This window comes from Streptomyces sp. AMJ-169 (assembly GCF_055597585.1).
On record NZ_JBVLTJ010000003.1, the window covers coordinates 341,523 to 366,677 of the forward strand.

General features: G+C 72.4%; 25 protein-coding genes. 7 read left to right on the forward strand and 18 right to left on the reverse strand.

Annotated features, from left to right (window positions below; genetic code table 11):
• Positions 1–117: 117 nt before the first annotated feature.
• From ACYUD3_RS09780 to ACYUD3_RS09825, 10 genes are read right to left on the reverse strand one after another with little or no spacing between them, the layout of a single operon-like run.
• The gene (locus ACYUD3_RS09780; RefSeq protein ID WP_470966790.1) at positions 118–1,728 is read right to left on the reverse strand and encodes a urocanate hydratase; all 1,611 of its coding nucleotides are present in this window, start codon (positions 1,726–1,728) and stop codon (positions 118–120) included.
• 13 nt (positions 1,729–1,741) lie between these two features.
• A complete protein-coding gene (locus ACYUD3_RS09785) occupies positions 1,742–3,247 on the reverse strand; it encodes an HAL/PAL/TAL family ammonia-lyase (RefSeq protein ID WP_470966792.1) in 1,506 nt (501 codons plus the stop codon).
• Between the two features lie 23 nt (positions 3,248–3,270).
• A complete protein-coding gene (locus ACYUD3_RS09790) occupies positions 3,271–4,155 on the reverse strand; it encodes an ABC transporter substrate-binding protein (protein ID WP_470966795.1) in 885 nt (294 codons plus the stop codon).
• Positions 4,148–4,843, reverse strand: a complete 696-nt coding sequence (locus tag ACYUD3_RS09795) for an ABC transporter permease (RefSeq protein WP_470966798.1) — start codon at positions 4,841–4,843, stop codon at positions 4,148–4,150. Before ACYUD3_RS09795 ends, ACYUD3_RS09790 begins: the two co-directional genes overlap by 8 nt.
• Positions 4,840–5,493 carry an ABC transporter permease gene (locus ACYUD3_RS09800; RefSeq protein WP_470966801.1) on the reverse strand — a complete coding sequence of 218 codons (654 nt, stop codon included), beginning with the start codon at positions 5,491–5,493 and terminating at the stop codon, positions 4,840–4,842. Before ACYUD3_RS09800 ends, ACYUD3_RS09795 begins: the two co-directional genes overlap by 4 nt.
• A complete protein-coding gene (locus ACYUD3_RS09805) occupies positions 5,487–6,551 on the reverse strand; it encodes an ABC transporter ATP-binding protein (RefSeq protein WP_470966804.1) in 1,065 nt (354 codons plus the stop codon). Before ACYUD3_RS09805 ends, ACYUD3_RS09800 begins: the two co-directional genes overlap by 7 nt.
• Before the next feature lie 59 nt (positions 6,552–6,610).
• Positions 6,611–8,905, reverse strand: coding sequence for a molybdopterin-dependent oxidoreductase (locus ACYUD3_RS09810; protein WP_470966807.1), 2,295 nt, complete (start codon positions 8,903–8,905; stop codon positions 6,611–6,613).
• Positions 8,906–8,965: 60 nt separating this feature from the next.
• Positions 8,966–9,328 (reverse strand): cupin domain-containing protein, encoded by a 363-nt coding sequence (locus ACYUD3_RS09815; RefSeq protein ID WP_470966810.1) that lies wholly within the window; start codon positions 9,326–9,328, stop codon positions 8,966–8,968.
• A 37-nt stretch (positions 9,329–9,365) separates the two neighbouring features.
• Entirely contained in the window at positions 9,366–9,815 is a 450-nt protein-coding gene (cynS, locus tag ACYUD3_RS09820) for a cyanase (RefSeq protein ID WP_470966813.1), read from the reverse strand.
• Positions 9,816–9,857: 42 nt separating this feature from the next.
• Complete coding sequence (locus tag ACYUD3_RS09825; protein WP_470966815.1) at positions 9,858–10,838, reverse strand: arginase family protein; 981 nt, start codon at positions 10,836–10,838, stop codon at positions 9,858–9,860.
• A 127-nt stretch (positions 10,839–10,965) separates the two neighbouring features.
• Between ACYUD3_RS09825 and hutI the strand changes: the two genes are divergently transcribed.
• Both hutI and ACYUD3_RS09835 read left to right on the forward strand, forming a co-directional pair.
• Positions 10,966–12,252 (forward strand): imidazolonepropionase, encoded by a 1,287-nt coding sequence (hutI, locus tag ACYUD3_RS09830; protein WP_470966817.1) that lies wholly within the window; start codon positions 10,966–10,968, stop codon positions 12,250–12,252.
• A gap of 67 nt (positions 12,253–12,319) precedes the next feature.
• Positions 12,320–13,006, forward strand: a complete 687-nt coding sequence (locus ACYUD3_RS09835; protein WP_470966818.1) for an IclR family transcriptional regulator — start codon at positions 12,320–12,322, stop codon at positions 13,004–13,006.
• Positions 13,007–13,031: 25 nt separating this feature from the next.
• Here the strand turns inward: ACYUD3_RS09835 and ACYUD3_RS09840 are convergent, their stop codons facing one another.
• Both ACYUD3_RS09840 and ACYUD3_RS09845 read right to left on the reverse strand, forming a co-directional pair.
• A complete protein-coding gene (locus ACYUD3_RS09840; protein WP_470966820.1) occupies positions 13,032–13,322 on the reverse strand; it encodes a hypothetical protein in 291 nt (96 codons plus the stop codon).
• Between the two features lie 38 nt (positions 13,323–13,360).
• The gene (locus ACYUD3_RS09845; RefSeq protein ID WP_470966822.1) at positions 13,361–14,266 is read right to left on the reverse strand and encodes an FAD:protein FMN transferase; all 906 of its coding nucleotides are present in this window, start codon (positions 14,264–14,266) and stop codon (positions 13,361–13,363) included.
• A gap of 426 nt (positions 14,267–14,692) precedes the next feature.
• Between ACYUD3_RS09845 and ACYUD3_RS09850 the strand changes: the two genes are divergently transcribed.
• A complete protein-coding gene (locus ACYUD3_RS09850) occupies positions 14,693–15,616 on the forward strand; it encodes an alpha/beta hydrolase (RefSeq protein ID WP_470966825.1) in 924 nt (307 codons plus the stop codon).
• A gap of 69 nt (positions 15,617–15,685) precedes the next feature.
• Here the strand turns inward: ACYUD3_RS09850 and ACYUD3_RS09855 are convergent, their stop codons facing one another.
• From ACYUD3_RS09855 to ACYUD3_RS09875, 5 genes are all read right to left on the reverse strand, one after another.
• Positions 15,686–17,887 carry a xanthine dehydrogenase family protein molybdopterin-binding subunit gene (locus ACYUD3_RS09855; protein ID WP_470966828.1) on the reverse strand — a complete coding sequence of 734 codons (2,202 nt, stop codon included), beginning with the start codon at positions 17,885–17,887 and terminating at the stop codon, positions 15,686–15,688.
• Positions 17,884–18,864 carry an FAD binding domain-containing protein gene (locus ACYUD3_RS09860; RefSeq protein ID WP_470966831.1) on the reverse strand — a complete coding sequence of 327 codons (981 nt, stop codon included), beginning with the start codon at positions 18,862–18,864 and terminating at the stop codon, positions 17,884–17,886. The genes ACYUD3_RS09855 and ACYUD3_RS09860 overlap by 4 nt, the downstream gene beginning before the upstream one ends.
• Positions 18,865–18,868: 4 nt before the next feature.
• Positions 18,869–19,480, reverse strand: a complete 612-nt coding sequence (locus ACYUD3_RS09865) for a (2Fe-2S)-binding protein (protein ID WP_470966833.1) — start codon at positions 19,478–19,480, stop codon at positions 18,869–18,871.
• Between the two features lie 58 nt (positions 19,481–19,538).
• Complete coding sequence (locus ACYUD3_RS09870; RefSeq protein WP_470966835.1) at positions 19,539–19,946, reverse strand: FMN-binding protein; 408 nt, start codon at positions 19,944–19,946, stop codon at positions 19,539–19,541.
• A 101-nt stretch (positions 19,947–20,047) separates the two neighbouring features.
• On the reverse strand, positions 20,048–20,947 hold the full coding sequence (locus ACYUD3_RS09875; RefSeq protein ID WP_470966838.1) for a helix-turn-helix transcriptional regulator: 900 nt from the start codon (positions 20,945–20,947) through the stop codon (positions 20,048–20,050).
• Positions 20,948–21,135: 188 nt separating this feature from the next.
• Between ACYUD3_RS09875 and ACYUD3_RS09880 the strand changes: the two genes are divergently transcribed.
• The 3 genes from ACYUD3_RS09880 to ACYUD3_RS09890 are packed head-to-tail and all read left to right on the forward strand — an operon-like array spanning position 21,136 to position 23,549.
• The gene (locus ACYUD3_RS09880; RefSeq protein ID WP_470966840.1) at positions 21,136–22,119 is read left to right on the forward strand and encodes an aldo/keto reductase; all 984 of its coding nucleotides are present in this window, start codon (positions 21,136–21,138) and stop codon (positions 22,117–22,119) included.
• A 23-nt stretch (positions 22,120–22,142) separates the two neighbouring features.
• The gene (locus tag ACYUD3_RS09885; RefSeq protein WP_470966842.1) at positions 22,143–22,463 is read left to right on the forward strand and encodes a carboxymuconolactone decarboxylase family protein; all 321 of its coding nucleotides are present in this window, start codon (positions 22,143–22,145) and stop codon (positions 22,461–22,463) included.
• Positions 22,464–22,514: 51 nt separating this feature from the next.
• A complete protein-coding gene (locus ACYUD3_RS09890) occupies positions 22,515–23,549 on the forward strand; it encodes a zinc-dependent alcohol dehydrogenase family protein (protein ID WP_470966845.1) in 1,035 nt (344 codons plus the stop codon).
• Here the strand turns inward: ACYUD3_RS09890 and ACYUD3_RS09895 are convergent.
• Positions 23,539–24,444 (reverse strand): helix-turn-helix transcriptional regulator, encoded by a 906-nt coding sequence (locus ACYUD3_RS09895; protein ID WP_470966847.1) that lies wholly within the window; start codon positions 24,442–24,444, stop codon positions 23,539–23,541. The genes ACYUD3_RS09890 and ACYUD3_RS09895 overlap by 11 nt on opposite strands.
• 199 nt (positions 24,445–24,643) lie before the next feature.
• Here ACYUD3_RS09895 and ACYUD3_RS09900 point away from each other — a divergent pair, with 199 nt between their 5' ends.
• Positions 24,644–25,012, forward strand: a complete 369-nt coding sequence (locus ACYUD3_RS09900; protein ID WP_470966849.1) for a hypothetical protein — start codon at positions 24,644–24,646, stop codon at positions 25,010–25,012.
• The last annotated feature ends 143 nt before the right edge of the window (positions 25,013–25,155 follow it).

The following is a 25,155-nucleotide window of genomic DNA, read 5'->3' on the forward strand; positions in this document are numbered from 1 at the left end:
GAGATTCTCACCGTCTCCGAGTCGTCCCTTTAATTGTTCGGCGTGGATTTCACGGTGTCCGGGGAATTCCATTGCCTGGCGTTCGACAAGGGAGGGCACAGGGTTTTCACAGGAAAGTCAGCGGATGCCGAGGCCGAACTTCTCGCGGGTCTCGACGGCGACCGGATAGCCCGCGTCCGCCTGGCGCAGGATGCCGAGGCCGGTGTCGGCTTCCATCACGCGGCGCAGTCTGCGGGCGGCCTCGGGGGTGCCGTCGGCGATGGTGGTCGGGCCGGAGTTGAGGCCTTTGAGGCCCCAGCCGATGACCGAGGTGAGGTCGGCGCCGGCGATGCCGTTGAGGATCGCGTTGAGCAGGGGCCAGTCGCCGACGCAGTCGCTGCCGTCGAGCATGTTCTCCGTCTCGCGGTAGCGGGCGGTGACGCTGCCGGCGTCGAGGTGGTCGCGGCTGAAGGCGACCGGTCCGGTGATCTCGCCGCGCGCGATCATGTCGTTGACGGCGAGGGCGGCGCGGGTGCGTTCGGTGTGGCCGAGCCAGCACACGCGGGCGGGCAGGCCGGTGAAGGAGATCTCCTGGGCCCGGCCGAGCCAGTCGACGACGCGGGGCACGTCGGCGAACTCGCGCAGGAGCATGGCGTCGATGGCGTGGATGGTGGCGGGGTCGCCCTGGACGGCGATGATCCGGAACGGGCCGACGCCCTGGCAGAACAGGGGGCGGATGAACATGTCGATGAACCCGCCGATCTCGAACGCGTCCTCGACGCCGACTTCTACGGCCCGTTTGCGCAGGTCGTTGCCGTACTCGAAGACGATCGCGCCCTTGCGCCGAAGCTCCAGCAGCCCGCGTACGTGTGCGGCGAGCGTCGTGTCCGCGCGGCGCCTGAGTTCGTCGGGGTCGGTGCGCAGCAGTTCCTTCGCGCCGGCCTCGTCGAGCCCTTCGGGGAGGTATCCGGCCAGCGGGTCGGTCGAGGTCTGGTCGGTCACCAGGTCGGGGACGACGTTCCGGGCGGCGAGTTCGCGCAGTACCTCGGTGATGTTGGCGGCGATGCCGAAGGACGCCGCGCGCCCGTCGGCCGCCGCCGCGAGCCAGTCGTCGACGCCGGCGCCGATGTCGTGCGTCATGCGGTCGAGGTAGCCCTCGTCGATACGGCGGCGCAGGTGGCTCGGTTCGGCGTCCGCGACGAGGATCGAGGCGCCGGCGAGCTTGCCGGCGAGGGGCTGTGCGCCGCCCATGCCGCCGGCGCCTGCGGTGAGGATGGTGCGGCCCTTGAGGGAGCCGCCGAGGGACTGGCGGGCGGCCTGCATGAACGACTCGTAGGTGCCCTGGATGATGCCCTGGCTGCCGATGTACTGCCAGGCGCCGGCGGTCATGCCGTCGACCATCAGCAGTTCCCTGTCGAAGAGTTCCTGCGTCTCCGCCTCGGTGCTGCCGGTCGCGACGCCGTTGACGATGATGACGAGCGGCGTCTCGGCAGTGGTGCGGAACACCCCGACCGGCTTGCCGGACTGGACGACCAGCGTCTCGTCGGTCTCCAGTTCCTTGAGGGCCCGCACGATCGCGTCGTAGGCGTCCCAGTCGCGGACGGCCTTCATGTTGCCGCCGTAGACGACGAGTTCCTCGGGGCGGGCGGCGTTCTCCAGGTTGTTCTCCAGCAGGCGGAGGATGGTCTCCTGGCGCCAGCCCTTGCAGCGGAGCCGGGGGCCGCGGGCGGCGGTGATTCCTCTGGGCATGGTGTGCGTCCTCTCAGAGAGTGTCGGTGCCGAGCGCGCCGGCCAGCACCAGCCCGCGTGCCGCCTCGATCTGGTCGCCGAGGTCGGCCTGCGACTCGTACGGCTCGACGGCCGAGCGCAGTGCGCGGTAGGCGGGTGCGGTGCCCCGGCCGAGGGTGGTGGGCAGGTGGAAGTCGAGGGCCTGGGCCGCGCAGAGGAGTTCGATCGCGACGACCGAGGCGGCGCGGTCCAGCAGCGTCAGGAGTTTCCCGCCCGCGTTGACGCCCTGGCTGACGTGGTCCTCCTGGCCCGCCACGCTCACCATCGAGTGCACGCTGGCCGGTCCGGCCAGCTGCCGGATCTCCCCCAGTACGGCGGCGGCGGTCACGGGCAGGACCATCAGGCCGGCCTCGGCGCCGCCGCGCCGGGAGAGGAACGGGGGCAGTCCGCTGAGGGCGGCGTTGGTGAGGCGTTCGAGGCGGGCGTGGGACATGTTGGCGACCGTCGCGAGGGCGATCGCGAGGTAGTCGAGGGCCTGGGCGCACGCGGCGCCGTGGCCGTTGCCGTTGGCCAGGACGTCGGCGGAGCCGTCGGCGCGCAGGACGAAGGCCGGGTTGTCGGTCACGGCGTTGATCTCGATCTCCACCGTGCGGGTGACGAAGTCGAGGGTGTCGCGGGCCGCGCCGTGCACCTGGGGTGCGCAGCGCAGGCTGAGGGCGTCCTGGAGCCGGTGTCCGCGGTGGGCGGCGATCGGTTCGCTGCCCTCCAGGAGTGCCATCAGGCGGGCGGCGGTGCTCACCTGTCCGGGCTGCGGGCGCAGCTTCTGGACGGCGGGTTCCCAGCCGCGGGTGTTGCCGCGCAGTGCCTCCAGGCCCATGGCGGCGGTCACGTCGGCGGCGTCGAGGAGCTTCGCCGCGCGGTCCAGGGCGAGGACGGCGAGGGCGGTGATCTCGTAGGTGCCGCTGATGAGCGCGTGGCCCTCGCGCAGGACGGGCCCGTCGGTGGGGAGTCCGGCGCGGCGCATCGCCTCGCCGCCGGGCAGGACCGTCCCGCCGTACCGGGCCCGTCCCGCGCCGAACGCGACCAGCGCGATGTGGGAGGGGGCGGTCAGGTATCCGACGGAGCCCTGGGCGGGTGCGATCGGGGTGACGCCTCTGTTGAGCATCGCCGCGAGCCGTTCGACGAGCGCGGGGCGCACGGCGCTGTGCCCTTGGGCGAGGGCGGCGGCGATAGCGGCCATCATCGCGCGGACGACGTCGTCGTCGTACGGGGCGCCGATGCCGGTCGCGTGGGCGCGGAGCATGGCGAGCTGGGTGTCGTCGTGCGGGGCGTCGCCGACGGGCTGTCCGTACAGGTCGCCGACGCCGGTGGTCAGTCCGTAGATGGGGGCGCCGGCGCGGTGGGTCGCCTCGACCGTCTCGTACGTGGCCCGGCAGCGCGCGAGGGCGCCGGGGGCCACGGTGACGGGTGTGCCCGCGGCGATCGACGCGAGGGCGGCGGGGGTCAGCTCCCCGGCGCCGATCACGATCGTCCTGCTCATCTCCGCCTCGCCTTTCCCGGCGCTCACAGCCCGTTGGCCGCGAGCCATGCCTTGGCCACCGCGGCGATGCCCTGGTGCTGGTTGCCGACCTTGTCGTTCATGTCGATGAGCGCGTCGGTCGTGAGCTTCGCCGAGATGGCGTTCAGGGCGGTGTCGATCTTCGCGTCGTTCGCCGGGGTGCGCACGAGCGGCGCGATGTTCTGGGGCAGGAAAAGTCCCTTGTCGTCCTTGAGGACGACGAGGGATTTGAGGGCGGGGTCGGTGGAGAGGAGGGGGCCGACGTCGATCTGTCCGTTCTTCAGGGCCGCGAGGGTGAGCGGGCCGGCCGAGTCCAGCGGGACGAAGGACTTGAAGGTGATCCCGTACACCTCTTTGAGGCCGAGGACGCCTTCGTAGCGGATCTTCCACTCCGGTGAGCTGCCCTCGCTGAGCTGAGCGGCGTGCGGGGCGAGGGAGCTGATGGTGGTCAGGTCGTACTTGGCGGCGGTGTCCTTGCGGACGGCGAGGACGTCGACGTCCTGGGCCGGGGAGGCCGGGAGCATCGTGATGTTCTTGGGGAGTTTGGCGGTGAGGGTGGCGGTCAGGGCGCTCGCGGGGAGGTGGCCGGTCTTCGGGTCGAGGTAGGAGAGCAGGGCGCCCTGGTAGTCCGGGATGATGTCGATCGAGCCGTCCTTCAGCGCCGGGATGTAGGTCTCGCGGCTGCCGATGTTGAACTTGCGGGTGACCTTGACGCCGGACTTCTCCAGTTTCTGGGCGTAGATCTCGGCGACGAGCTGGCTCTCGGAGAAGTTGGCGGAGCCGATCGTGACGCCGGATCCGGCGCCGGTCGTCGTCGCGGAGGTCGACGAGCAGCCCGCGAGCGCGAGAGGAGTGACGGCGAGGGCGGTGAGGAGGAAACGTCTACGCATGGTGTGCTCCAGCGGGGAGGGTGGTTTTGCGGGACAGTCCCGGTGAGACGAGGAGGGCGGTCAGGGCGGCGAAGAAGCCGTCGGCCAGCACGACCAGGGCGGCGATGAGGACGCCTCCGGAGACCATCTCGGAGATGTCCTGCTGCGCCTGGCCGTCGATGATGAGGCGCCCCAGGCCGCCGAGGGAGACGTAGGCCGCGATCGCCGCGCCCGAGATGACCTGGAGGAACGCGGTCCGTACGCCGGCCAGGACCAGCGGCAGCGCGCACGGCAGCTCGACGCCGAAGGCGATGGCGAGCGGACTGAGGCCGACGCCCCGGGCGGCGTCGAGGACGTCGCGGTCGATCGCGTCGATGCCCGCGACGGTGTTGGTGAGGATCGGCGGCACCGCGAGCAGGACGAGCACCGCGGTGGCGGGCAGGGAGAACGCCAGCTGCGAGTGGAGGTGCGGGGAGAGCAGGATGACGAGGAGCACGACGACGCCCAGGGTGGGCAGTGCCCGCAGCGCGTTGGCGAGGGAGACGACCACGCGCTTGCCGCGCCCGGTGTGCCCGACGGCCAGGCCCAGCGGCAGCGCGAGCACGAGGGCGATTCCGACGGCCGTCAGGGAGTACTGGAGGTGCTCGGCGACCCGGGCGGGCACGCCGTCACCGCCGGACCAGTGCTGGGGATCGAACAGCCAGTTCATGAGTGCCTCACTCGGCTCGGCGGACGCCAGGGGGTCAGGAGCCGTCCCGCCACGAGGACGAGCAGATCGAGGACGGCCGCGAGGGCGAGGCTCAACACAACGCCGACGACGACCGGGTCCAGGTAGAGCTGCTGGGCGCCCTGTGTGAAGAGCTGGCCGAGCTGCGGGATGCCGATCAGCGAGGCCACCGACACGATGCTCACGTTGGTGACGACCGCGACCCTGAGCCCGGCCGCGATGACGGGCACGGCCACCGGGAGCCGGACGAGCAGCAGCCGGGCGAGCGGCCGGTAGCCGATGGCGACGGCGGCCTGTTCCGTCTCCGGCGGCACGGAGTCGAGTCCGTCGGTCACGGTCCTGATCAGCAGGGCCGTGCTGTAGACGACCAGCGCGATCACGACGTTCAGCGGGTCGAGGATCTGGGTCCCGATGAGCGTCGGCAGCACGGTGAAGATCGCGAGGGACGGGATCGTGAAGAGGATCCCGCTGACCCCGAGCACGAGGGCCTTCCAGCGGGGCGCCCGCTGGATCAGCGCGCCGACGGGCAGCGAGATGGCGAGCGCGATGAGGATCGGCACGACCGACAGGTACAGGTGCGAGAGCGTCAGGTCGACGATGTACGAGGACTGCTGGCGGGCCCAGGTCAGCATGGTGCCCCCTCGGCCGTCAGCTCGGGGAGCACCGCGTCGATCGGTACGACCCCGGTGACGCGTCCGTCGGCGTCGACCACGAGCCCGGCCGAACTGGGCGAGCTGAGGGCCGCGTCGAGCAGGTCCCGCAGGGAGGCGTCCGGGCCTGCCGTCGCCCCGCAGGGCAGCAGCTGCGCGCTCTCGGCCGGCTCGCCCGGCGCCAGCCAGCCCACCGGCCTGCCGCCGCCGTCGACGGCGAGGCGCCACCCGTCGCCGCGGGAGCCGTCGAGGTCCGCCGTGGGAACGGGCTGCGGCCGTATGCCCCCGCCCGGCCGGAACGCCAGCGCGCGGTACCCCCGTTCACCGCCGAGGAACCTGGCCACGAAGTCGTCCTTCGGCGCGGTCAGCAGCACCTCGGGCGTGTCGAACTGGGCGATGCGCCCGCCCTCGCGGAACACGGCGATCCGGTCCCCGAGCCGCAGCGCCTCGTCCACGTCATGGGTGACCATGACGATCGTCTTGCCGAACTCCCGCTGGAGCCGCAGGAACTCGTCCTGGAGCTGGGCGCGTACGACGGGGTCGACGGCGCTGAACGGCTCGTCCATGAGCAGGAACTCGGACTCGGCGGCGAGCGCCCGTGCGACGCCGACGCGCTGCTGCTGGCCGCCGGACAGCTGCCAGGGGTAGCGGCGGAAGAACTCGGGGCCGAGGCCGACGCGTTCGAGCAGTTCGCGGGCGGCCTCGACGGCCTGGCGGCGGGGTTTGCCGGTGAGGCGGGCGGTGACCGCGACGTTGTGCTCGACGGTGCGGTGCGGGAAGAGGCCCACGTGCTGGATGACGTACCCGACGCGGCGGCGCAGCGCGGTCTCGTCCAGCCGGGCCGCGTCGTCGCCGTTGAGCCTGATCGTGCCGGACGAGGGGCGGATGAGCCGGTTCACCATGCGCAGCGTGGTCGTCTTGCCGCAGCCGGACGGGCCGACGAAGACGGTGAGCTTGCCCGTCTCGGCGGTGAGCGAAAGGTTCTCGATGGCCCGTGCCCCGTTGGGGTACGTCTTCGAGACGTCGTCGAATTCGATCATGGCGTGACCTCGGTCCGTCTGGCGGGAGTTGGCGGTGCTGGGGGGGTGAAGGGGCCGGCTCAGGTCCGGGTGACCGGGGGCGCGGTCCGGACGGTCAGCGGGGGCAGCGGTCCGGTCCAGGGCTCGACGGCGACGAGGCAGAGCTGGCCGGTCGAGCCCTGCCCGAGGCGGGATGTCCCTACGTCGCGGGTCACGGCGTTCGGGTTGCCGCTCACGCAGAGCCGTCCGTCGAAGTCCGGGTCGAACCAGGCGCCGGTCGGCACCCGTACGACGCCCTCGCGCACCTCGTCCGAGAGCGCGGTCACGGCGAGGAACGCGGCGCCCCGGCGGGAGCTGACGCGCACCGCGTCACCCGCCCCGAGGCCGAGCCGGGCCGCGTCGGCGGGGTGCATCGTCAGGGACTCGCGGCCCCGCTGTTTCGTCGCCATGCTCGTCGCGCCCATGTCGAGCTGGCTGTGGAGCTTGCCGGCGGGCTGGTTGGCGACGAGGACGAACGGGTGGTCGCGGGCCAGCGGTGAGCCGGCCCACTCCCGCGGCTCCAGCCACGCCGGGTGGCCGGGGCAGTCGTCGTAGCCGAATCCGGCGACGGTCCGCGAGTACAGCTCGATCCGGCCGCTGGGGGTGTCCAGGGGGTGGGCCTCGGGGTCGGCGCGGTACTGGGCGAGCCAGCTGTAGGGCTTCGGGTCGAGGGGGACCGTCGTGCTGCCGTGCGCCCAGAACTCGGTGAACGGCGGGGTGTCCGGCAGCAGGGTCCGGGCGCGGGTGCGCCACTCCTCGTACAGCGCGTCGAGCCACTGCCGGGGCGAGCGGCCTTGCGTGAAGCGTTCTTCGAGGCCGTGGTGGGCGGCGATGTCCGCGAAGATGCGGTAGTCGTCGCGGGCCTGCTCGTACGGCGGCACGATCTGTTTCATGGCGAGCATCGCCGGTTCGTTGTGGGCCGCCGCGATGTCCTCGCGTTCGACCGTCATGGTGACCGGCAGCACGATGTCCGCGTGGCGCGCGGTCGCGGTCCAGAACGGCTCGTGCACGACGACGGTCTCGGGGCGCTGGAAGGCCTCGTGCAGGCGGAAGAGGTCCTGGTGGTGGTGGAAGGGGTTGCCGCCGGCCCAGTACACGAGCCGGATCGCGGGGTAGGTGTGGCGGCGGCCGTCGAAGTCGAACTCCTCGCCGGGGCGCAGCAGCATGTCGGCGATGCGGGCGACCGGGATGAACGCGGCGCACTCGTTGCGGCCTTGCGGCAGCGGCGGGTTGCGCAGCAGGCCCGGCTGGTTGCCGTAGTTGCCCATCGAGCCGTGCCCGACGGAGAAGCCGGCCCCCGGCAGCCCGATCCCGCCGAGCAGCGCGGCGAGCGCGACCCCCGTCCAGATGGGCTGCTCCCCGTGCTCGGCGCGCTGGAGCGCGGGCGCGACGGAGATGAAGGTCCGCTTCGCCGCCATCTCGTCGGCGAGTTCACGGATGGTGTCCGCCGGGACGTCACAGATTCCGGCCGCCCACTCGGGGCTCTTCGAGGTGCCCAGAATGTAGTCCCGCAGCCGCTCGTAGCCGACGGTGTACCGGTCGAGGAACTCCGTGTCCGCGCGGCCGGTGGTGATGATCCGGTGGGCGAGCGCGAGCATGAGCGCGACGTCGGTGCCGGGGCGGCAGGCGATCCACTGCGCGGGCGCGTCGCCGAGGTCGGAGCGGATCGGGCCGATGTTCACGAACCGGCACCCGGCCGCGTGCAGCTCCCGCACGGCCCGCCGCGCCACGTGCCGTACGGGCCCTCCGGCGTTCACGGCCGCGTTCTTCGTCGCGACCCCGCCGAACCCGACGAACAGCTCACAGTTGCCGACCAGGTCCGACCAGGTGGAACTCTGGTGCAGCATCGAGCCCTTAGCGCCCACGATGTGCGGTACGACGGCCAGGGCGGCGCCGAGCGAGTAGTTGCCGACGCCCCGGACGTAGCCGCCGTAGAGGTTGAGGAACCGGTGGACCTGGGACTGCGCGTGGTGGAAGCGGCCCGCGCTGGCCCAGCCGTAGGAGCCGCCGAACACCGCCTCGGGGCCGGACTCGCCGTAGACGCGGGTGATCTCGTCGGCGACGAGCCGGGTGGCGTACTCCCAGCTGACCGGGACGTAGGAGTCACGGCCGCGGCGCGCGGTGCGGTCGCCGTCGAGCCAGCCGCGGCGGACGTAGGGGCGGTCGATGCGGGTGGGGTGTCTGAGGGCGTCGGTGACGTTGCGGATCAAGTCGTACGGTTCGGGGTCGAGTTCGTGCGGGCGGACCTCGATGCCCCCGTCCGCGTCCGCGCGCGCCCGGAAGGCGCCCCAGTGGGAGGAGTGGGAGAGGAACGCGCGCTCTGCTTCGGCAGCCATGCGGTGGCCTTTCGACTGCGCGGCCGGCGGGGGCGTGTCACGTCCCCGCCGGACGTTGTTTCAGGCGGCGTAGTAGTCGTTTCCGACCGAGAACTCGATGAAGGTGCACGCGGTGTCGCCGACGCTCCACGCGTCGTGCCCCGGCGGCAGCATCATCACGTCGCCCGCCGAGAACTCCTCGTAGGAGCCGTCCAGCATCGAGACGGCGAGGGTGCCCGCCGTGACCAGGGCGACGTGCGGGAGGGTGCAGACGTCGGTGCCCGCGTAGTCCTTCAGGTCGTTCGACCACTTGGCACCGACGCCGAACGTGACCTCCGTGACCGCCACGCCGTCGAGCTGTGCGGTCTTCTTGCTGATCAGGCCGTGGATGTCGGGCTCGACGTCGAGCAGGGCGGCCTTCTGCATCGCGGGGTTGGCAGACATGTGCTGATCCTTTTCTGGGAGATTCCGGGGGGTCCGGCTACCAGCGGTAGTCGAGGAACTTGCCGTCGAGCGTGACGACGACGCGGTCGCCGTCGGGGTCGGCACGGCGTTCGACGGAGAGGGTGAAGTTGATGGCGCTCATGATCCCGTCGCCGAACTCCTCGTGGATGAGTTCCTTGATCGCCGGGCCGTAGACGGAGAGCGCCTCGTAGAAGCGGTAGAGCGTGGGGTCGGAGGGCGCGCCGCCGTCCAATGTGCCCCGGTAGGGCTGGAGTTGGAGTTCCAGCGCGTCGTCGTCGCTGAGCCCGAGTTCGGCCGCGATGGTGTTCGCCTCGGCGGCGCTGAGCGGGTGCTGTCCGAACAGGGCGGCGACGGTCCACGCCGGCGGGCGGCCGATGTGTTCGGCGAGCTGGGTCCAGGTCACGCCGCTGGCCTGGCGGGCCAGGCGGATCCGCTTGGTCAGGTCGGACTGGGGAAGTTCGGCCATGGGGCTCTTCCTCTCGGTGGGTTCGGGGTCTGCCGGGGTGATCTACCCAGCGGAAGCGCGGCGGCGGGCGGCCTGGCCGATGAGCACGCTCAGCAGCCGGCTCAGCGTCAGCGACGTGGTGCCGCCCACGTCGAGCCCGGGGAAGTGCTCGACGACGTCGACGCCCGCGAGGCCGAAGTCCCGCCCGACGGCGGCGAACAGGGCCTGGGCCTGCCGGAAGTCGAGGCCGCCGGGCAGCGGACAGCTGGTGCCCGGGGCGATGGCGGGGTCGAGCCCGTCCACGTCGAGCGTCACGAACCACGGCAGGTCCGCGCGCATGACGCTCGTGACGGCGCCGATGCCTTCGGTGTGGACCTGTCCGGCGGGGACGATGACGTTGCCCGCCGCCAGCGCCGCCGTCACGTCCTGCGGCCGGGCGCTGCCGGTCCCGCGCATCCCGACCTGCACGATCTGCCCGACCCACGGCATCTCGGCCATCCGCCGCACGGGGCTGGAGTATCCGTCGCGGATGCCGTCGACCTCGTCGCGGAAGTCGATGTGCGCGTCGATCTGGAGGACGTTGATCACCGGCCGGTCGGCGGCGAAGGCGCGGGCGCACAGGATCGGTACGGAGTCGTCGCCGCCGAGGACGACCGGCACCGCGCCCTTCTCCAGGATCCCCCGGACCGCCTCGGTGGCCGCCGCCGCGGTGCCCGCGAGGTCGCGCGGGTCCCCGACGACGTCCCCCAGGTCGGCCATGCCCAGACCGGTGTCCCCGAACAGCGTGCCGCCCAGGTCGAAGTCCCAGCGGTCGCCGTGCGCGCCGAACCGGGCGTTCGCTCGCTCCCGGAAGACGCGCGGGGCGTCCGCCGCGCCGGAGTGGACGTTCTCCATGCGGTAGGGGGAGCCGTAAGGAACGCCGATGACGGCGAACGCCGCGCGCAGGTCGTCGAGGCCGGCCGGGCTGTCCGCGCCCAGGAACGGGGTGGCTGCCGGACGCAGCCGAACCGCCGTGTCCCGCTGCGCCGTTGGTCCGGTTCCCATCGTTCACATCCCGTCGCTAGTCATACTATGAAAATGGACCGTAGCATCAGGTGAAAAGCATGGCGAGAGCCGACGACGGAACAAAAAGATTGGCACGTGGATGAAACAGCGCATTAACACACTTGTCGTGAATTCCTCCGAACTGATCACCCCGGCACCGGAACTCGCCGCCCCCGCACGCGGGCCGCAGCTGGACCGGCTCACGGTCGTCCCGCACGGCGCCCTCGCCGTCGACGAGGGCCGCGTCGTCGCGGTCGGCACCACCGCCGAACTCCTCGCCCGGTTCACCGCCGACGACGTCATCGACGCGCACGGCCGCCTCGTCTCCCCCGCCTTCACCGACCCGCACACCCACCTGCTGCACGGCGGCACCCGCCACGACGAGTGGCAGGGCAAGGTCCTGGAGCGGGCGGTACCGGGCATCGACGCCGGCATCCGTACGACGATCGCGGCCACCCGCGCCGCCTCCGACGCCGAACTCACCGCCCGCGCCCTCGCGGACCTGGACCAGGCGCTGGCGCACGGCACCACGGCGCTGGAGGCGAAGACCGGTTACGGCCTGAGCCCCGCCGAGGAGATCCGGCTGCTCGGCCTGACGAAGTCGCTCGCCCACCCCGTCCGCGTGCTCGCGACCTACCTCGGGGCGCACACCGTCCCGGGCGAGTACCTCGGCCGGCGCGACGCGTACGTCCGGTCCGTCCTGGACACCCTCCCGCGCATCGCGGCCGGCGCCGACTTCTGCGACATCGCCTGCGACCCGGTCTCCTTCACCCTCGAGGAGAGCCGGCGGATGGCGGAGGCGGCTCGTGACCTGGGGCTGCGCCTGAAGTTCCACGCCGACCAGACCGGCGACGTCGGCGGGACGAAGCTCGCCGTCGAGTTCGGCGCGGTGTCCGTCGACCACCTCGACGAGGCGTCCGACGCGGCGCTGGCGGCGCTGGCCGCGAGCGGCACCGTCGGGGTCGTCTTCCCCGGCGCCAGCTTCCACCTCCTCGACATGACGGCGTCGCTCCTGCCGGACGGGCGGCCCGCCAAGGACCTGGCCGCCTGGGCGGACCGCGTCCTGCGCTCCGGCGCGGCGCTCGCCCTGTCCACGGACTACAACCCGGGCACGGCCCCCTCGCTGTCGATGCAGATGGTGATGCAGCTGGCCGCCCGGCTCTACCGCTGGTCGTACGCCCAGATCTGGCACATGGCGACCCTCAACGCCGCCGCGGCCGTCGGCCTCCAGGACACCCACGGGAGCCTCGCGCCCGGGAAGTCGGCGGACTTCGTCATCTGGTCCGTGCGCGGGCACGGCGAGGTCGTGCACCGGTTCGGGACGAATCTGGCGGAGCGGGTGTACGCGGGCGGGCGGCTCGTCGCGGCGGGGGGACGGCCGCTGCCGGCCGAGGCCGCCGCGCCCGCGCTATAGCATGAGCTGCCCAAAGAGCCATGCTTGCGCATCTGTTGCTCACGACCGCCGAAACCCAGGTTCCCCCATGTCTGCGACCGACCCCGAGCAGGGCGCCGACGGCCCTCGCTCCGTCCACCGCGCGCTGATGCTGCTGACGTGCGTCGTCGAACGGGGGCCCCAGACGCTGTCCGGGCTGGCCCGCGAGCTCGACATGTCGCCCAGCACGGCCATGCGGCTGGCGCGGGCCCTCGTGCACTGGGGGTACCTGGACCGGGACGAGTCGGGTACGTACGCGACGGGCCGCCGCTTCGCCTCCCTGCGCGAGACGGTGGCCGAGGCGCCGGAGACGGACATCGTCGAGCTGTCCGGTCCGGTGCTGCGCGCGCTGACCGACGACACCCAGGAGTCGAGCTACCTCAGCGTCCAGGGCGCCGCCCAGACCCTGATGTACCTCCGCCAGGTGCCGAGCCCGCAGGCGATCCGGCACGTCAACTGGACCGGCCGCAGTATGCCCATGGCGGGGACGGCGGCCGGGGCGGCGCTGCTCGGGCGGGTCGACGCGCAGGGGGTCGCGGTCGCCAAGGCCATCGCGACCGAGGGCGCCACCGCGGTGGCGGCGCCGGTGCACGACGCGAACGGCACCGTCGTCGCCGCCCTCAGCGTCGTCGGCCCCTCCTTCAGGATGCCGCCCCGGGTGATCGCCCGGTACGGCGAGCAGGTCCGCGCACGTTCCGCGGAGTTGTCCGAACTGCTCGCCGGGCGGGCCTTGTAGCCATCGGCCGGACCGTGCGGGTCCCTCACCACATGGCGTCCGCCTTGATCAGCTTGAGCGCGTTGTTGAACCCGTCGGTCGTGACGCTGGAGCCGGCGAGGCGGTCGAGGTGGACGGTGTCGATGTGCTTGCCCGTGACCACGCGGGGGACGGCCTTCGCGAAGCGCCTTTGGTACCAGCGCGATATGCGGCCCTGCGCGTGCGGGGTGACGGTGACGCCGGTGATGAAACCGCCGGCCAGGGTGAGGGAGACGGTGATGCGGGAGGGCAGGATGCCGTACCAGCCGGTGGCGCTGTACTCGCCGTTTCGGTACATGAGGGTTCCTTGTTCGCGGGCGGCGCGGGGCGCGCCGGTCAGGTGAAGAGCTCCCCGTCGAAGTCGCGGGACGCGTCCATGCGGCCGTCCGCCCCGACGCGTACGTGGTCGAAGCGGTGGCCGGCGGCGGCGAGGCGCTGCGGGGAGACGAAGAACAGGGCGGTCGCCAGGGCGTCGGCCTCGGCCGCGCTGTCGGCGACGGCCCAGGTCGCGAGGGTGTCACCGACGGGCAGGCCGGTACGCCCGTCGAGGACGTGGTGCAGGCCCGGACCCCAGGCCCGCCGGTTGACGGCGGACGCGCACAGCGCCCGCCCGCTCAGCCGCGCGACGCCGATCACCCGGGCCGGGTCCGCCGGGTGCTCGAGGCCGACGCGGAGGGTGTCGGGGCCGTGGTGGCGCAGGTCTCCGCCCGCGTCGACGACGAACCGGCCGGCGCCGGCCTCGCACAGCAGCCCGCTGACCAGGTCGACGAGGTGCCCCTTGCCCGCCGCGCCGACGTCGACGACGAGGGGGCGGCGGGTGACGAGGGTGGTGTCGTCCCGGACGACGTCGGTGCGCCAGGACGGGCGGGTCAGGGCGTACCGGGCGCGGACGGGGTCGGGGGCCGGGGTGAGGGTGTAGGCGCTGTCGTAGCCGAGGAGTTCGAGGTCGCGGCCGACGAGGGGGTCGACGGCGCCGTCGGTGACGGCGGCGAGCCCGTCGTAGAGGGCGAAGAGGGCGCGGCTGTCCTCGGGGAAGGTGAAACGGCCGCCGGCAGGGGCGGCGGCGATGCGGGAGACGAGGGAGTCGGGGCGGAAGCGGGAGTACACGGCGTCGAAGTCGTCGATACGGCGGTGCAGCTCGCGGCGGGTGGCGGTGTCGAGGGGGGTGTCCGTCTCGATGGTCCAGTGGGTGCCGATGGCGGCGAAGGCGTGGGTGGGGCGGGCGGCCGGTCCGGGGGGCACGGGGTTCACCTCCGTCGGGTGGGCTGAGGGGCGGGTGTGTCAGGCGGGCCGCGGCCGGGTAGGGACCGGATGGCGTCGGACGAGGTGCGCGGTGACCCTCGCGCGAAGCGCGGCGGAGTTGGCTGAAACTGTATGCCGCCCGGTGTCCGGCCGCCCTCTTCTTGACCTCCCCATGGGCGCCCTGTCACAGCACTGACCAGCACTCCACGCCGCCCCAGGGCCTGCCGCCCGGTGATCGGGGCGGCAAGGCTGGCCGGGTACCGGCGGGGCCCGTCGCCGGCCACCCGCCGACTCTCCCCGGCGCAGCCGTACGGGCGCGTACGAGTGACGGAGACCGGACCGGGGCGTGGCCGCGCGCGCGTCCGGGAACCTCTCGCCCCGTCGGCCCCCCACACACAGCGAGACCTGGAACGAAAAGGACCTGAAATGGACCGAGTGACCTTTACGAACAAGGGCAACACGGTGGTCGGCAACCTGTTCAAGCCGGACGGCTACGAACAGGGCGTGCGCTACCCCGCGATCGTCGTGACCCACCCCTTCGGCGCCGTCAAGGAGCAGGTCCCCACCACCTACGCGAAGCTGCTGGCCGCGCAGGGCTTCGTCACCCTGGTGTTCGACGCCTCCTACCAGGGCGAGAGCGGCGGCGAGCCGCACTTCTCGGAGTTCCCCTCGGTGCGGGTCGAGGACATCCGCCGCGCGGTGGACTTCCTGAGCAACCACCCCGACGTGGACCCGGAGCGCATCGGCGCCCTCGGGATCTGCGCGGGCGGCGGCTACTCGGTCAACGTGACGCAGACCGAGATGCGCATCAAGGCCGTCGCGGGCGTCAGCACCTTCAACCTCGGCGCCGCGCGCCGTGACGGCGTCGGCCCGCTCGGCGCGCAGACGGCGGAGTACCGCACCGGTCTGCTGAAGCGCTCGGGCGAGGCCCGTACGCGGGAGGCGGCCGGCGGGGAGGTCGAGCTGTTCTCCCTGATCGCGGACAACCCCAAGTTCGACATGAACGACCTGTCGACCATCCCCGCGATGTACCTGGAGGGCTACAAGTACTACTCGGAGATCGACCCCAACCCCCGGACCATGGGGGCGTTCGCCCTCTCCAGCCTCAGCCAGCAGATGGCGTTCTTCCCGTTCGAGGGGATCGAGCTGATCTCCCCGCGCCCGCTGCTGCTGATCGCCGGCTCCGAGGCCGACACGCTCTACATGAGCCAGGACGCGATCGAGATGGCGGACGAGCCGAAGGAGCTGTTCGTCCTCGACGGCGCCAGCCACATCGACCTGTACTGGAACCCCGAGTACGTCCCCCGGGTCGCCGAGAAGCTGAACGAGTTCTTCGGCAAGCACCTGTGACCGGCGCGCACCGAGCATGAGACGAGGGAGCGGGACCGTCCGGAGGACGGTCCCGCTCCCTCAGTCGTGTCAGAGCAGCGCGTCGGCGGTGATGGGCAGGTGGCGGACGCGGCGGCCGGTGGCGTGGAAGACGGCGTTGGCGACGGCCGGGGCCACGCCGACGATGACGACCTCGCCGAGTCCCTTGACGCCGATCGGGTCGGCCTCGTCGTCCCGTCCGTCGAGGTAGATCGCCTTGAGGTCGGGGATGTCGGCGTTGACCGGGACGAGGTAGTCGGCCAGGCTCGCGTTGACGATGCGGCCGTCGCGGTGGTCGGTGACGGTGTCCTCCAGGAGGGCCTGGCCGATCCCGCCGACCATGCCGCCGAGGGCCTGGCTGTCGGCGAGCTTCGGGCTGATCACCCGCCCCACGTCGTACACCCCGACCATCCGCCGCACCCGGACGAGCCCCAGCCGGGCGTCGACGGCGACCTCCGCGAACACGGCGGCGTAGGCGTCGATGGTGAGCCGCGACGGCGCCGGCGTGTACGAGCCGAGCACCTCCAGCGCGTCCCGCCCGTTGCGGGTCAGCAGCATCTTGTAGCTCTCCCCGCGCGAGGGGTCACCGTTCACGTACAGCCGCCCGCCCTGGACGACGACCGAGGCGGGGTCGGCGCCGTGCAGCGGTGACCGCTCGTCCCCCACGGCGAGCTGGATCGCCTGCTGCCGCAGCCGGTCGCAGCCGTCCTGGACGGCGGAGCCGACGCTGGCCATGGTGAGGGAGCCGCCGTGCAGCGGGGCCGGCGGCATGACGGAGTCGCCGAGGCGGAAGGTGACCCGTTGGACTGGCAGGCCGAGGGCGTCGGCGGCGACCTGGGTCATGGAGGTGTAGGTGCCGGGGCCCATGTCGCTGGTGGCGGACTCGACCACGGCGGTGCCGTCGGCGTGGAGGCGGACCGACGCCTGGGCGGGGGCGCGCAGGGTGTGGTAGACGCCGGCGGCCATGCCGGTGCCGATCAGCCAGTCGCCGTCGCGGGTGGAGCGGGGGCGGGGGTCACGGCGGTCCCAGCCGAACTCGCGGGCGCCGGTGGTGCAGCACTCGCGCAGCCGGCGGGTGGAGAACGCCTGCCCGTTGGAGGGGTCGGCCGCCGGTTCGTTGCGCAGCCGCAGTTCGACGGGGTCGACGCCGAGTTCGTGGGCGAGTTCGTCCATGGCCGACTCGACGGCGAAGGCGGCGGTGGCGAAGCCGGGGCCGCGCATGGCGACCGGGGTGTTCACGTCCAGCGGCACGGTCCGGTACGTCTGGCTGACGTTCGGGGTGTCGTAGAGGATCTGGCCGAGCGGCAGGGCGCCGCGTTCCGCGAAGGTCTCGTAGCGGGAGGTCTCGGAGCGCAGGTCGTGGGTCATGGCGGTGACCCGCCCGGTGCGGTCGGCGCCGAGGCGTACCGCGTACGTGTAGGCGGGCCGGAAGCCGGCGCCGAAGTACTGCTGGCGGCGGCTCAGGACGAGCTTGACCGGGCGGCCGGTCACGCGGGCGGCGAGCGCGGCGGCCGTCACGTGCGGCCAGGTCCGCAGCCCGCTGCCGAAGGCGCCGCCGACGAACGGCGAGAGGACCCGCACCGAATCCAGCGGGATCCCGAACACGGCGGCGAGTTCCGTCTGCGTGCCCCCGATGACCCACTGCGTCTTGTCCCACACGGTGAGCCGGTCCCCGTCCCAGCGGGCGACGGTGGCGTGCGGCTCCATCGGGTTGTGATGGTTGCGGGCCAGGTGGTAGGTGGCCTCCAGCCGTACGGCGGCGGACTCCAGGGCCGCGCCCGCGTCGCCGCGCGTGTAGGTCGCGGGGTTGTTCGCCGGGATACCGGGGGCGTCGAGGTCGGTCGACGGCGTGCGGGCGTCGTAGGCCACCTCGACCAGGCTCGCGGCGTGCTGCGCGGCCTCCAGGGTGGTGGCGACGGCGACCGCGACGGGCTGGCCGTGGAAGAGGACCTGGTCGTCCTGGAAGACCCGCAGCCTCCTGCCCGGCGGGTTGTTCGAGCCGGGGTTGTCGCGGTACGGCAGGACGGGGGCGTTGAGGTGGGTGATCACCTTGAGGACGCCGGGGTGGGCCTCGGCGGCGCGGGTGTCGATGCGGGTGATCCGGCCGGCGGCGACGGAGCTGTCGACGAGGACGGCGTGGACGACGCCCTCCGGTTCGTGGTCGGCGGCGTAGTCGGCGCGCCCGGTGACTTTCAGGCGTCCGTCGACCCGCGAGAGCGGGGCGCCGACGGCGGCCCGGGGCTGGGGGCTCATGCGCCGCCTCCTACGATGCGCAGCTGACGTTCGACGGTCCGCTTCAGCAGCTCGACCTTGAAACCGTTGTGCTGAAGGGGCTGGGCCCCGTCGGCGGCGAGCGCGCCGGCCGCCGCCCACAGCGCCGGCGAGGGCCGCTGCCCGGTCAGCTCCCGCTCCACAGAAGAGAGTTTCCAGGGCACGGTCCCCACTCCCCCGGCGGCGGCCTTGGCCTCCCGGATCACCCCGCCCCTGATGTGCAGGGCGACGGCCGCCGAGACGAGGGCGAACTCGTACGACTGCCGGTCCCGGACCTTCAGATAGCCCGAGCGCAGCGGGCGCGGGCGGGCCGGGATCTCGACCGCCGTGATCAACTCGCCCCGTCTGATGGCCTGTTCGTTCTGCGGTGTGTCGCCGGGGCGCAGCAGGAAGCCGGTGAAGGGGACCTGGCGGGGGCCGTCCGGTCCGAGGAGGTGCACCACCGCCTCCAGCGCGGCGAACGCCACCGCGACGTCGGAGGGGTGGGTGGCCACGCAGGACGCGGACGTGCCGAGGATCGCGTGCGTCCGGTTGACGCCTTCGCGCGCAGCGCAGCCCTCCCCGGGCTGCCGCTTGTTGCAGGCGGCCGTCACGTCACGGAAGTAGGTGCAGCGGGTGCGCTGCATGATGTTCCCGCCGATGGTCGCCATGTTCCGCAGCTGCGCCGACGCGCTCAGCTCCAGCGCCTGCGCGATCACCGGATACGCGGTCCGCACCGTCGGATGCGCGGCGGCCTCGCCCATCCGCACCAGCGCGCCGATCCGCAGGCCCCCGGCCCCGGTGGCGGTGACGTCGCGCAGCGGCAGTCCGCTGATGTCGACCAGCGCGCGGGGCCGTTCGACGGTCTCCCGCATCAGGTCGACCAGGGTGGTGCCGCCGGCGAGGTAACGCCCGCCCGCGCGCCCGGAGTCCAGCGCCTCCCGCAGGCCGGAGGCCCGGGTGTAGGTGAAGGGATGCATCGGTTCACCGCCCCTTCGCGGCCACGGCGACCGCCCGTACGATCTTGACGTAACAGCCGCAGCGGCAGATGTTGCCGCTCATCCACTCCCGGATCTCCTCCGGCGAGCCGGTGTGGCCCTCCGCGACGCAGCCGACGCCGGACATGATCTGGCCCGGGGTGCAGAAACCGCACTGGAAGGCGTCCTCGTCGATGAACGCCTGCTGGAGCGGGTGCAGCCGGCCACCCCGCTCCAGGCCCTCGATCGTGGTGACCTCGGCGCCCTCCAGCCGGACGGCCAGCGTGAGACAGGAGTTGACGCGCCGCCCGTCGACCAGGACCGTGCACGCCCCGCAGGCTCCCGCGTTGCAGCCCTTCTTGGACCCGGTCAGCCCGAGATGCTCACGCAGCAGGTCCAGGAGCGAGGTGCGGTTGTCGACCGTGAGGGTGTGCCGCTCGCCGTTGACGCTCAGCGTGACCCGGCTGCCCGGCGGCGCGCCGGCGTCGGCGGCGACCGCTTCCGCGGCGCCCAGGGGAATCGGCCCCACGGCCAGCACGCCGACGGCGGAGGACGCTGCGATGAACGTACGGCGTGAAGGTGCGGGGGAAGGGGGTGACTCGGGAAGCTCGGTGGGCATGCCCGCTCTCTCGTTCTGGCTGCGGTGGGGGAAGAGGGTGCTGCTCGGGCGCCGGCCGTCAGCCCGCGGCTTCTCGCTTGATGCGCTGGAGCGCGGCGTTGAATCCGTCGGGGGTGAGGCTCGAACCGGCGATGTGGTCCAGGCGTACGTCGTCGATGTCCTTGCCGACCACGAGCCGGGGGACCGCGTCGGCGAAGCGCTTCTGGAAGTCGAGCGAGGTCGGGTCCGTGGCGTGCGGGGTGACGCGGACCGCGGTGATGGTGTGCCGGTCGAGGGTGAGGGACACGGTGATGGTGGAGGGGCCGCTGCCGTACTGGCCGGTCGCGGTGTAGTCGCCGCTCTTGTACAAGGGGCTCGCGCTGCTTCTGGTGCTGTCGCCGTCGGTGCCGGCGCATCCGGTGACCGCGGCGGAGACGGAGATCCCCAGCATGGTCGCGGTCGCGATCTTCTTCTTCAGGGTTGACATACCTTCCAGGCTGTTGTCGGTGAGCCTGGTGCGGAACGCCGTGCCGTGCCAGGCAGTGGTGTTCCGTGGTGTGACAGGGCGCCCCAGGGGCGCGCAGGGGGTCAGCCCTCCTGCGGGGTCCCCTGGCGCGCGGCCGGTTCGGGCGCGGTCATGTCCAGCAGGACGAGCGCGTCGTGGGCGGGCGTGCCGGGTTCGGCGTGGTAGCTGACCAGGCGGTGGCCGGGGGTGCCCTCCAGGGGCATGCTCTGGTAGCCGAGGGTGAAGGTGCCGACGCTGGGGTGGTGGTAGGTCTTGGTGCCGAACGCGTGCGCCTTGATCTCGTACCGCTCCCACAGGCGGGCGAACTCCGGGCTCTTGAGCAGGAGTTCGCCGACGAGGGCGGCCAGGTCGGGGGCGTCGGGGTCGGTGCCGGCCAGGGCGCGCAGGCGGGAGACGCAGCCGCGCAGGGCCTGCTCCCAGTTGCCGGCGACGTCCCGGGCGGCGGGGTGGAGGAAGGCGTAGCGGGCGAGGTTGCGCTGCTTGGCCGGCCACTCCTCGATGCCGGGGAACAGCGCGAGCCCCGAGGGGTTCCAGGCCAGCAGGTCGTTGGTGCGGCTGACGACGTAGGCGGGGCCGGGGCGCAGGCTCTCCAGCAGCAGCAGGACACCGGGGCGCACGGTCCGGCTGGGGGCCGCGGGCGGTTCGGGCGCGGTGCGGGCGGCCAGGGCGGCGAGGCGGCGCAGGTGTTCGTGCTCGTCCTCGGTCAGCAGGAGGGCGCGGGCGAGGGCGTCGATGACGGAGGGGCTGGGCCGGGTCTCCTTGCCGCGCTCCAGGCGGGCGTAGTAGTCGATGCTGACCCCGGCCAGCGTGGCCAGTTCCTCGCGGCGCAGCCCGGGCGTGCGGCGCAGTCCGGCGCCGGGGGCCAGGCCCGCCTCGGCGGGGGTCACCTGAGCGCGGCGGGCCCGGAGGTAACGTCCCAGCTCCGTGCCACCGCCGACGGGCTGCTGCTGCTCACGTGTCATACCGTCCAGTTTGCCGGGCCTGTGACCTGCACGGCATGCGGATGGGGCGCCCTGTCACTCCACGGAACGGCGCTGCATGGCAAAGCGCGGCCTGCCGCCGTACGGGCCGCGCGGGCAGGCTGGACGCATGCCGCGGATCTGCTTTTCCCGTATCCGTGAGCGTTCTGCCGACGAAGGAAGCTGCAACCGTGAAACACATCAAACTAGGTGATCTGGACGTCTCCCGGATCGGCCTGGGCACGATGGGGATGAGCGGGGTCTACACCGGCCACGGCACGGACGACGCCGAGTCCGTCCGCACCGTCCACCGCGCCCTCGACCTGGGGGTCACCCTCCTCGACACCGCCGAGATCTACGGGCCGTTCGTCAACGAGGAGCTGGTCGGCCGGGCCATCAAGGGCCGCCGTGACGAGGTCGTGCTCGCGACGAAGTTCGGCCTGGTGTCGTACGCGAACGGCGAGCGGGCGGCGAACACGCCCGACAGCAGCCCGGCGACCGTCCGGGCCGCCGTCGAGGGGTCGCTGCGGCGGCTGGGCACCGATCACATCGACCTGTACTACCAGCACCGGGTCGACCCGGGCACCCCGATCGAGGAGACCGTGGGCGCCCTGGCCGAGCTGGTCGCCGAGGGCAAGATCCGCCACATCGGCCTGTCCGAGGCGGGCCCTGCCACGATCCGCCGCGCCCACGCCGTCCATCCCGTCGCCGCGCTCCAGACGGAGTACTCCCTGTGGACGCGGGACATCGAGGCGGAGATCCTGCCACTGCTGCGGGAACTCGGCATCGGTCTGGTGCCGTGGGCGCCGATCGGCCGCGGCTTCCTGACCGGCAAGATCCGTTCTACCGACCAGTTCGACGCCACCGACCGGCGGCTGACCAACCCGCGTTTCACCGAGGAGAACTTCCGGCGCAACCTGGCCCTCGTCGACGAGGTGGAGGCGGTGGCCGCGCAGGCGGGTGCCACTCCGGCGCAGGTGGCGCTGGCCTGGCTGCTGGCGCAGGGCGACGACATCGCCCCCATCCCCGGCACCAAGCGGGTCTCCCGGGTGGAGGAGAACACCGCCGCCGACGGGGTGGAGCTGACCGCCGCCCAGCTCGACCGGCTCAACCACCTCACCCCGGCCGCGGGCGACCGCCTCGAGGCCGAGATGAGCCGGCTGGTCAACCTGTGAACCCGTCTCCGAGGAGCACCGACATGGCAGACGAGCCGACCCCCGCGCAGAAGGCGCTGGGCGACTTCGCGCCGAAGCTGGTCCAGCTGACCGACGACGTCCTGTTCGGGGACGTCTGGGCACGGCCAGGACTCTCCCCCCGCGACCGCAGCCTGATCACCGTCATCACCCTGGCGGCCCTGTACCGCCCCGAGCAGCTCGGCAACCATCTGCGCCGGGCGCTGGCGAACGGGGTCACCCAGGACGAGCTGGTCGAGGCCTTCACCCACCTGGCGTTCTACGCCGGATGGCCCAGCGCGATGAGCGCGGTCACGCAGCTGAAGGAAATCATCGGGGACCGCTGAGCCCCTCCGCTTTCACACACCTCTCGAATCACGCAAGATCGGAAACATCCCATGCGAGCGACCATCATGTACGGCGCCGGCGACGTCCGCGTCGAGAACGTCCCCGACCCGAAGATCCAGCACCCCACCGACGCGATCGTCCGGGTCGTCCTGTCCTGTGTCTGCGGCAGCGACCTGTGGCCGTACGCCTCCATGCCGGTCTCCGAGCAGGGCCGGCGGATGGGGCACGAGTTCCTCGGCGTCGTCGAGGAGACCGGGTCCGAGGTGACCGGGGTGAAGGTGGGCGACCTGGTCGTGGCGCCCTTCCTCTGGGCGGACAACACCTGCGTCTTCTGCCAGGAGGGGATGCACGTCTCCTGCCCGCACGGCGGCCAGTGGGGCCCGAACGGCGTCGACGGCGGCCAGGGCGAGGCGGTCCGCGTCCCGCAGGCCTCCGGCACCCTGGTCAAGCTGCCGGTGGCGGAGAACTCCGCCCTGCTGCCGTCGCTGCTCACCCTCTCCGACGTGTTCTGCACCGGCCACCACAGCGCGGTCAAGGCGAACGTCGGTCCGCGGACGAGCGTGACGGTGATCGGTGACGGGGCGGTCGGCCTGTCCGCGGTGCTGGCCGCCAAGCGGCTCGGCGCCGAGCGGATCATCCTCATGGGCCGCCACAAGGACCGCACCGACCTGGGCATCGAGTTCGGTGCCACCGAGGTCGTGGCCGAGCGCGGCGAAGAAGGCATCGCCCGGGTTCGGGAGCTCACCGGCGGCCAGGGCACCCACGCCGTGCTGGAGTGCGTGGGCGCGCTGTCCGCGTTCGAGATGAGCCTGGGCGTGGTGCGTCCCGGCGGCGCGATCAGCCGGGTCGGCGTACCGCAGTACCCCGCGATCCCCTTCGGCTTCATGGACTTCGCGAAGAACGTCACCATCACGGGCGGGGTGGCTCCGGCCCGCGCCTACATGGAGGAGCTGATGCCCGACATCCTGGAGGGGCGGATCGAGCCGGGCCGGGTCTTCGACCGGACGGTGGCGCTGGACGAGACGCCGGGGGCGTACCGGGCGATGGCGGACCGGGAGGCGCTGAAGGTGCTGGTCAAGGGCTGATCGAGGTGGGGTCGTCCCTCTTGCCGTCACCCGTCTCGTCCTCCGTCTTGTCGAGGAGGAGCAGCTTGGCGTGGTCGGGGGTGCCGGGTGGGGCGTAGAACACGACGAGGCGGTGGCCCGGGGTGCCGTCGAGCTGCATGGACTGGTAGCCGAGGGTGAGGTCGCCGACCTCGGGGTGGTGGAAGGTCTTGTCGCCGAGCGGGTGCGCCTGGACATCGTAGTCCTGCCAGCGTTTCACGAACTCCGGGCTCTCCCGGGTGAGTTCGTCGACGAGGGCGGCCAGTCCCGGGGTGTCCGGCTCGGCGCCGGCCAGGGCGCGGATGCGGCCGACGCAGGTGCGGACCTGTCCGTCCCAGTCGGCGAACACCTTCGGGGCGCGCGGGTCGAGGAAGAGGTAGCGCAGGGCGTTGCGGCGCTCGGGCGGCCAGTCCGCCGACCCCGCGAACAGGCGGACCGAGCCGGGGTTGCCGGCCAGGATGTCCATCGTGCGGCTGATCACGTACGCGGGGTTGGGGCGCAGGCTCTCCAGCATCAGGACGATGTCGGGCCGCAGGCACCGTTCCGCCTCGGCCGGTTCCTTCGGCGCCGGTCTGCGGTCGGCGCGGTCGGCGAGTTCGCGCAGGTGCTCGTGTTCGTGCGGGGCGAGCCGGAGGGCCTGGGCGAGGGCGTCGACGACGGCCGGACCGGGGTTGGTCTCCTGCCCCCGCTCCAGCCGGGCGTAGTAGTCGACGCTGATCCCGGCCAGCGTGGCCAGCTCCTCGCGCCGCAGTCCCGGCGTACGCCGCTGCCCGGTCCCCGGCGCCAGCCCGACTTCCCCCGGCGCCACCCGGGCCCGCCGGGTCCGCAGGAAGCTCCCCAGACCACTCCCGACGGCGTTGCGCTGCTCACGTGCCATGTGAACCAGTATGCGGCGTGGTGAGGGGTGGCTGTGTGTCGCTTGTGGGGGCGCTTGGGGGAGGACCGCGAGGGGGCTGTGATCGGGTGGTCGGCGGCGGCGGCGAAACCCGGATGCCGGCGTTCCATGAACCCTCCAGGTCCGGAAGGCGTTTCTCCTGTGCACCATTTACCGCGACAGATGACAGGGAGACAGCCGCATGTCAGATCAGGGCTCGTCCGACGGGTTGAAGGATCTGCCACTGGCACACGTGGCCGCCGCCATGACGGGCGCCATCCAGGCAGGTGACAGGGCCGCCACGGAGGCTTTCGCCCAGGAGATAAGGGTTCAGCTCGCGATCCGGCAGGCAACCGGTTCGCATCCTCACGCGGCACAGCCCACTGCGCAGACCGGCTCCACGGATGCGCAGACGACCACCGCTCACTACGCCCGCACCGGCCCCGTCTCCGGGACCCGCCCGGCGGCGGGCACGGACCATTCCGCCGCCGATTACCGGCAGCTCGCCAACCGTTTGGTGGCTCAGCAGCGAGCGAATGGCCCCGCGTCGGGCGGGGGACGGGCGAGGTAGCCGCCGCTGCCCGCCGGCATTCCTGGCGGTCGCAGAAAATCACCGCCCCCGACGGCACCCCCTGCGGGACTCCAGCTGATCCCCCGTTCCCGCAGCGGGGTTCCGCGGCAGCCGCAGCCGGCCCGGAAGCCGTACCCGCGCGC

Bases quoted from the DNA above. Each gene is read 5' to 3' on its own strand.
- ACYUD3_RS09795 (WP_470966798.1), bottom strand. From the start codon at position 4,843: ATGAACTGGCTGTTCGATCCCCAGCACTGGTCCGGCGGTGACGGCGTG.
- ACYUD3_RS09865 (WP_470966833.1), bottom strand. From the start codon at position 19,480: ATGCCCACCGAGCTTCCCGAGTCACCCCCTTCCCCCGCACCTTCACGC.
- ACYUD3_RS09885 (WP_470966842.1), top strand. From the start codon at position 22,143: ATGGCAGACGAGCCGACCCCCGCGCAGAAGGCGCTGGGCGACTTCGCG.
- ACYUD3_RS09805 (WP_470966804.1), bottom strand. From the start codon at position 6,551: ATGATCGAATTCGACGACGTCTCGAAGACGTACCCCAACGGGGCACGG.
- ACYUD3_RS09810 (WP_470966807.1), bottom strand. From the start codon at position 8,905: ATGGCTGCCGAAGCAGAGCGCGCGTTCCTCTCCCACTCCTCCCACTGG.
- ACYUD3_RS09855 (WP_470966828.1), bottom strand. From the start codon at position 17,887: ATGAGCCCCCAGCCCCGGGCCGCCGTCGGCGCCCCGCTCTCGCGGGTC.
- ACYUD3_RS09835 (WP_470966818.1), top strand. From the start codon at position 12,320: ATGTCTGCGACCGACCCCGAGCAGGGCGCCGACGGCCCTCGCTCCGTC.
- ACYUD3_RS09780 (WP_470966790.1), bottom strand. From the start codon at position 1,728: ATGCCCAGAGGAATCACCGCCGCCCGCGGCCCCCGGCTCCGCTGCAAG.
- ACYUD3_RS09895 (WP_470966847.1), bottom strand. From the start codon at position 24,444: ATGGCACGTGAGCAGCGCAACGCCGTCGGGAGTGGTCTGGGGAGCTTC.
- cynS (WP_470966813.1), bottom strand. From the start codon at position 9,815: ATGGCCGAACTTCCCCAGTCCGACCTGACCAAGCGGATCCGCCTGGCC.
- ACYUD3_RS09815 (WP_470966810.1), bottom strand. From the start codon at position 9,328: ATGTCTGCCAACCCCGCGATGCAGAAGGCCGCCCTGCTCGACGTCGAG.
- ACYUD3_RS09875 (WP_470966838.1), bottom strand. From the start codon at position 20,947: ATGACACGTGAGCAGCAGCAGCCCGTCGGCGGTGGCACGGAGCTGGGA.
- ACYUD3_RS09890 (WP_470966845.1), top strand. From the start codon at position 22,515: ATGCGAGCGACCATCATGTACGGCGCCGGCGACGTCCGCGTCGAGAAC.
- ACYUD3_RS09900 (WP_470966849.1), top strand. From the start codon at position 24,644: ATGTCAGATCAGGGCTCGTCCGACGGGTTGAAGGATCTGCCACTGGCA.
- ACYUD3_RS09850 (WP_470966825.1), top strand. From the start codon at position 14,693: ATGGACCGAGTGACCTTTACGAACAAGGGCAACACGGTGGTCGGCAAC.
- ACYUD3_RS09840 (WP_470966820.1), bottom strand. From the start codon at position 13,322: ATGTACCGAAACGGCGAGTACAGCGCCACCGGCTGGTACGGCATCCTG.
- ACYUD3_RS09825 (WP_470966815.1), bottom strand. From the start codon at position 10,838: ATGGGAACCGGACCAACGGCGCAGCGGGACACGGCGGTTCGGCTGCGT.
- ACYUD3_RS09790 (WP_470966795.1), bottom strand. From the start codon at position 4,155: ATGCGTAGACGTTTCCTCCTCACCGCCCTCGCCGTCACTCCTCTCGCG.
- ACYUD3_RS09785 (WP_470966792.1), bottom strand. From the start codon at position 3,247: ATGAGCAGGACGATCGTGATCGGCGCCGGGGAGCTGACCCCCGCCGCC.
- ACYUD3_RS09860 (WP_470966831.1), bottom strand. From the start codon at position 18,864: ATGCATCCCTTCACCTACACCCGGGCCTCCGGCCTGCGGGAGGCGCTG.
- ACYUD3_RS09870 (WP_470966835.1), bottom strand. From the start codon at position 19,946: ATGTCAACCCTGAAGAAGAAGATCGCGACCGCGACCATGCTGGGGATC.
- ACYUD3_RS09800 (WP_470966801.1), bottom strand. From the start codon at position 5,493: ATGCTGACCTGGGCCCGCCAGCAGTCCTCGTACATCGTCGACCTGACG.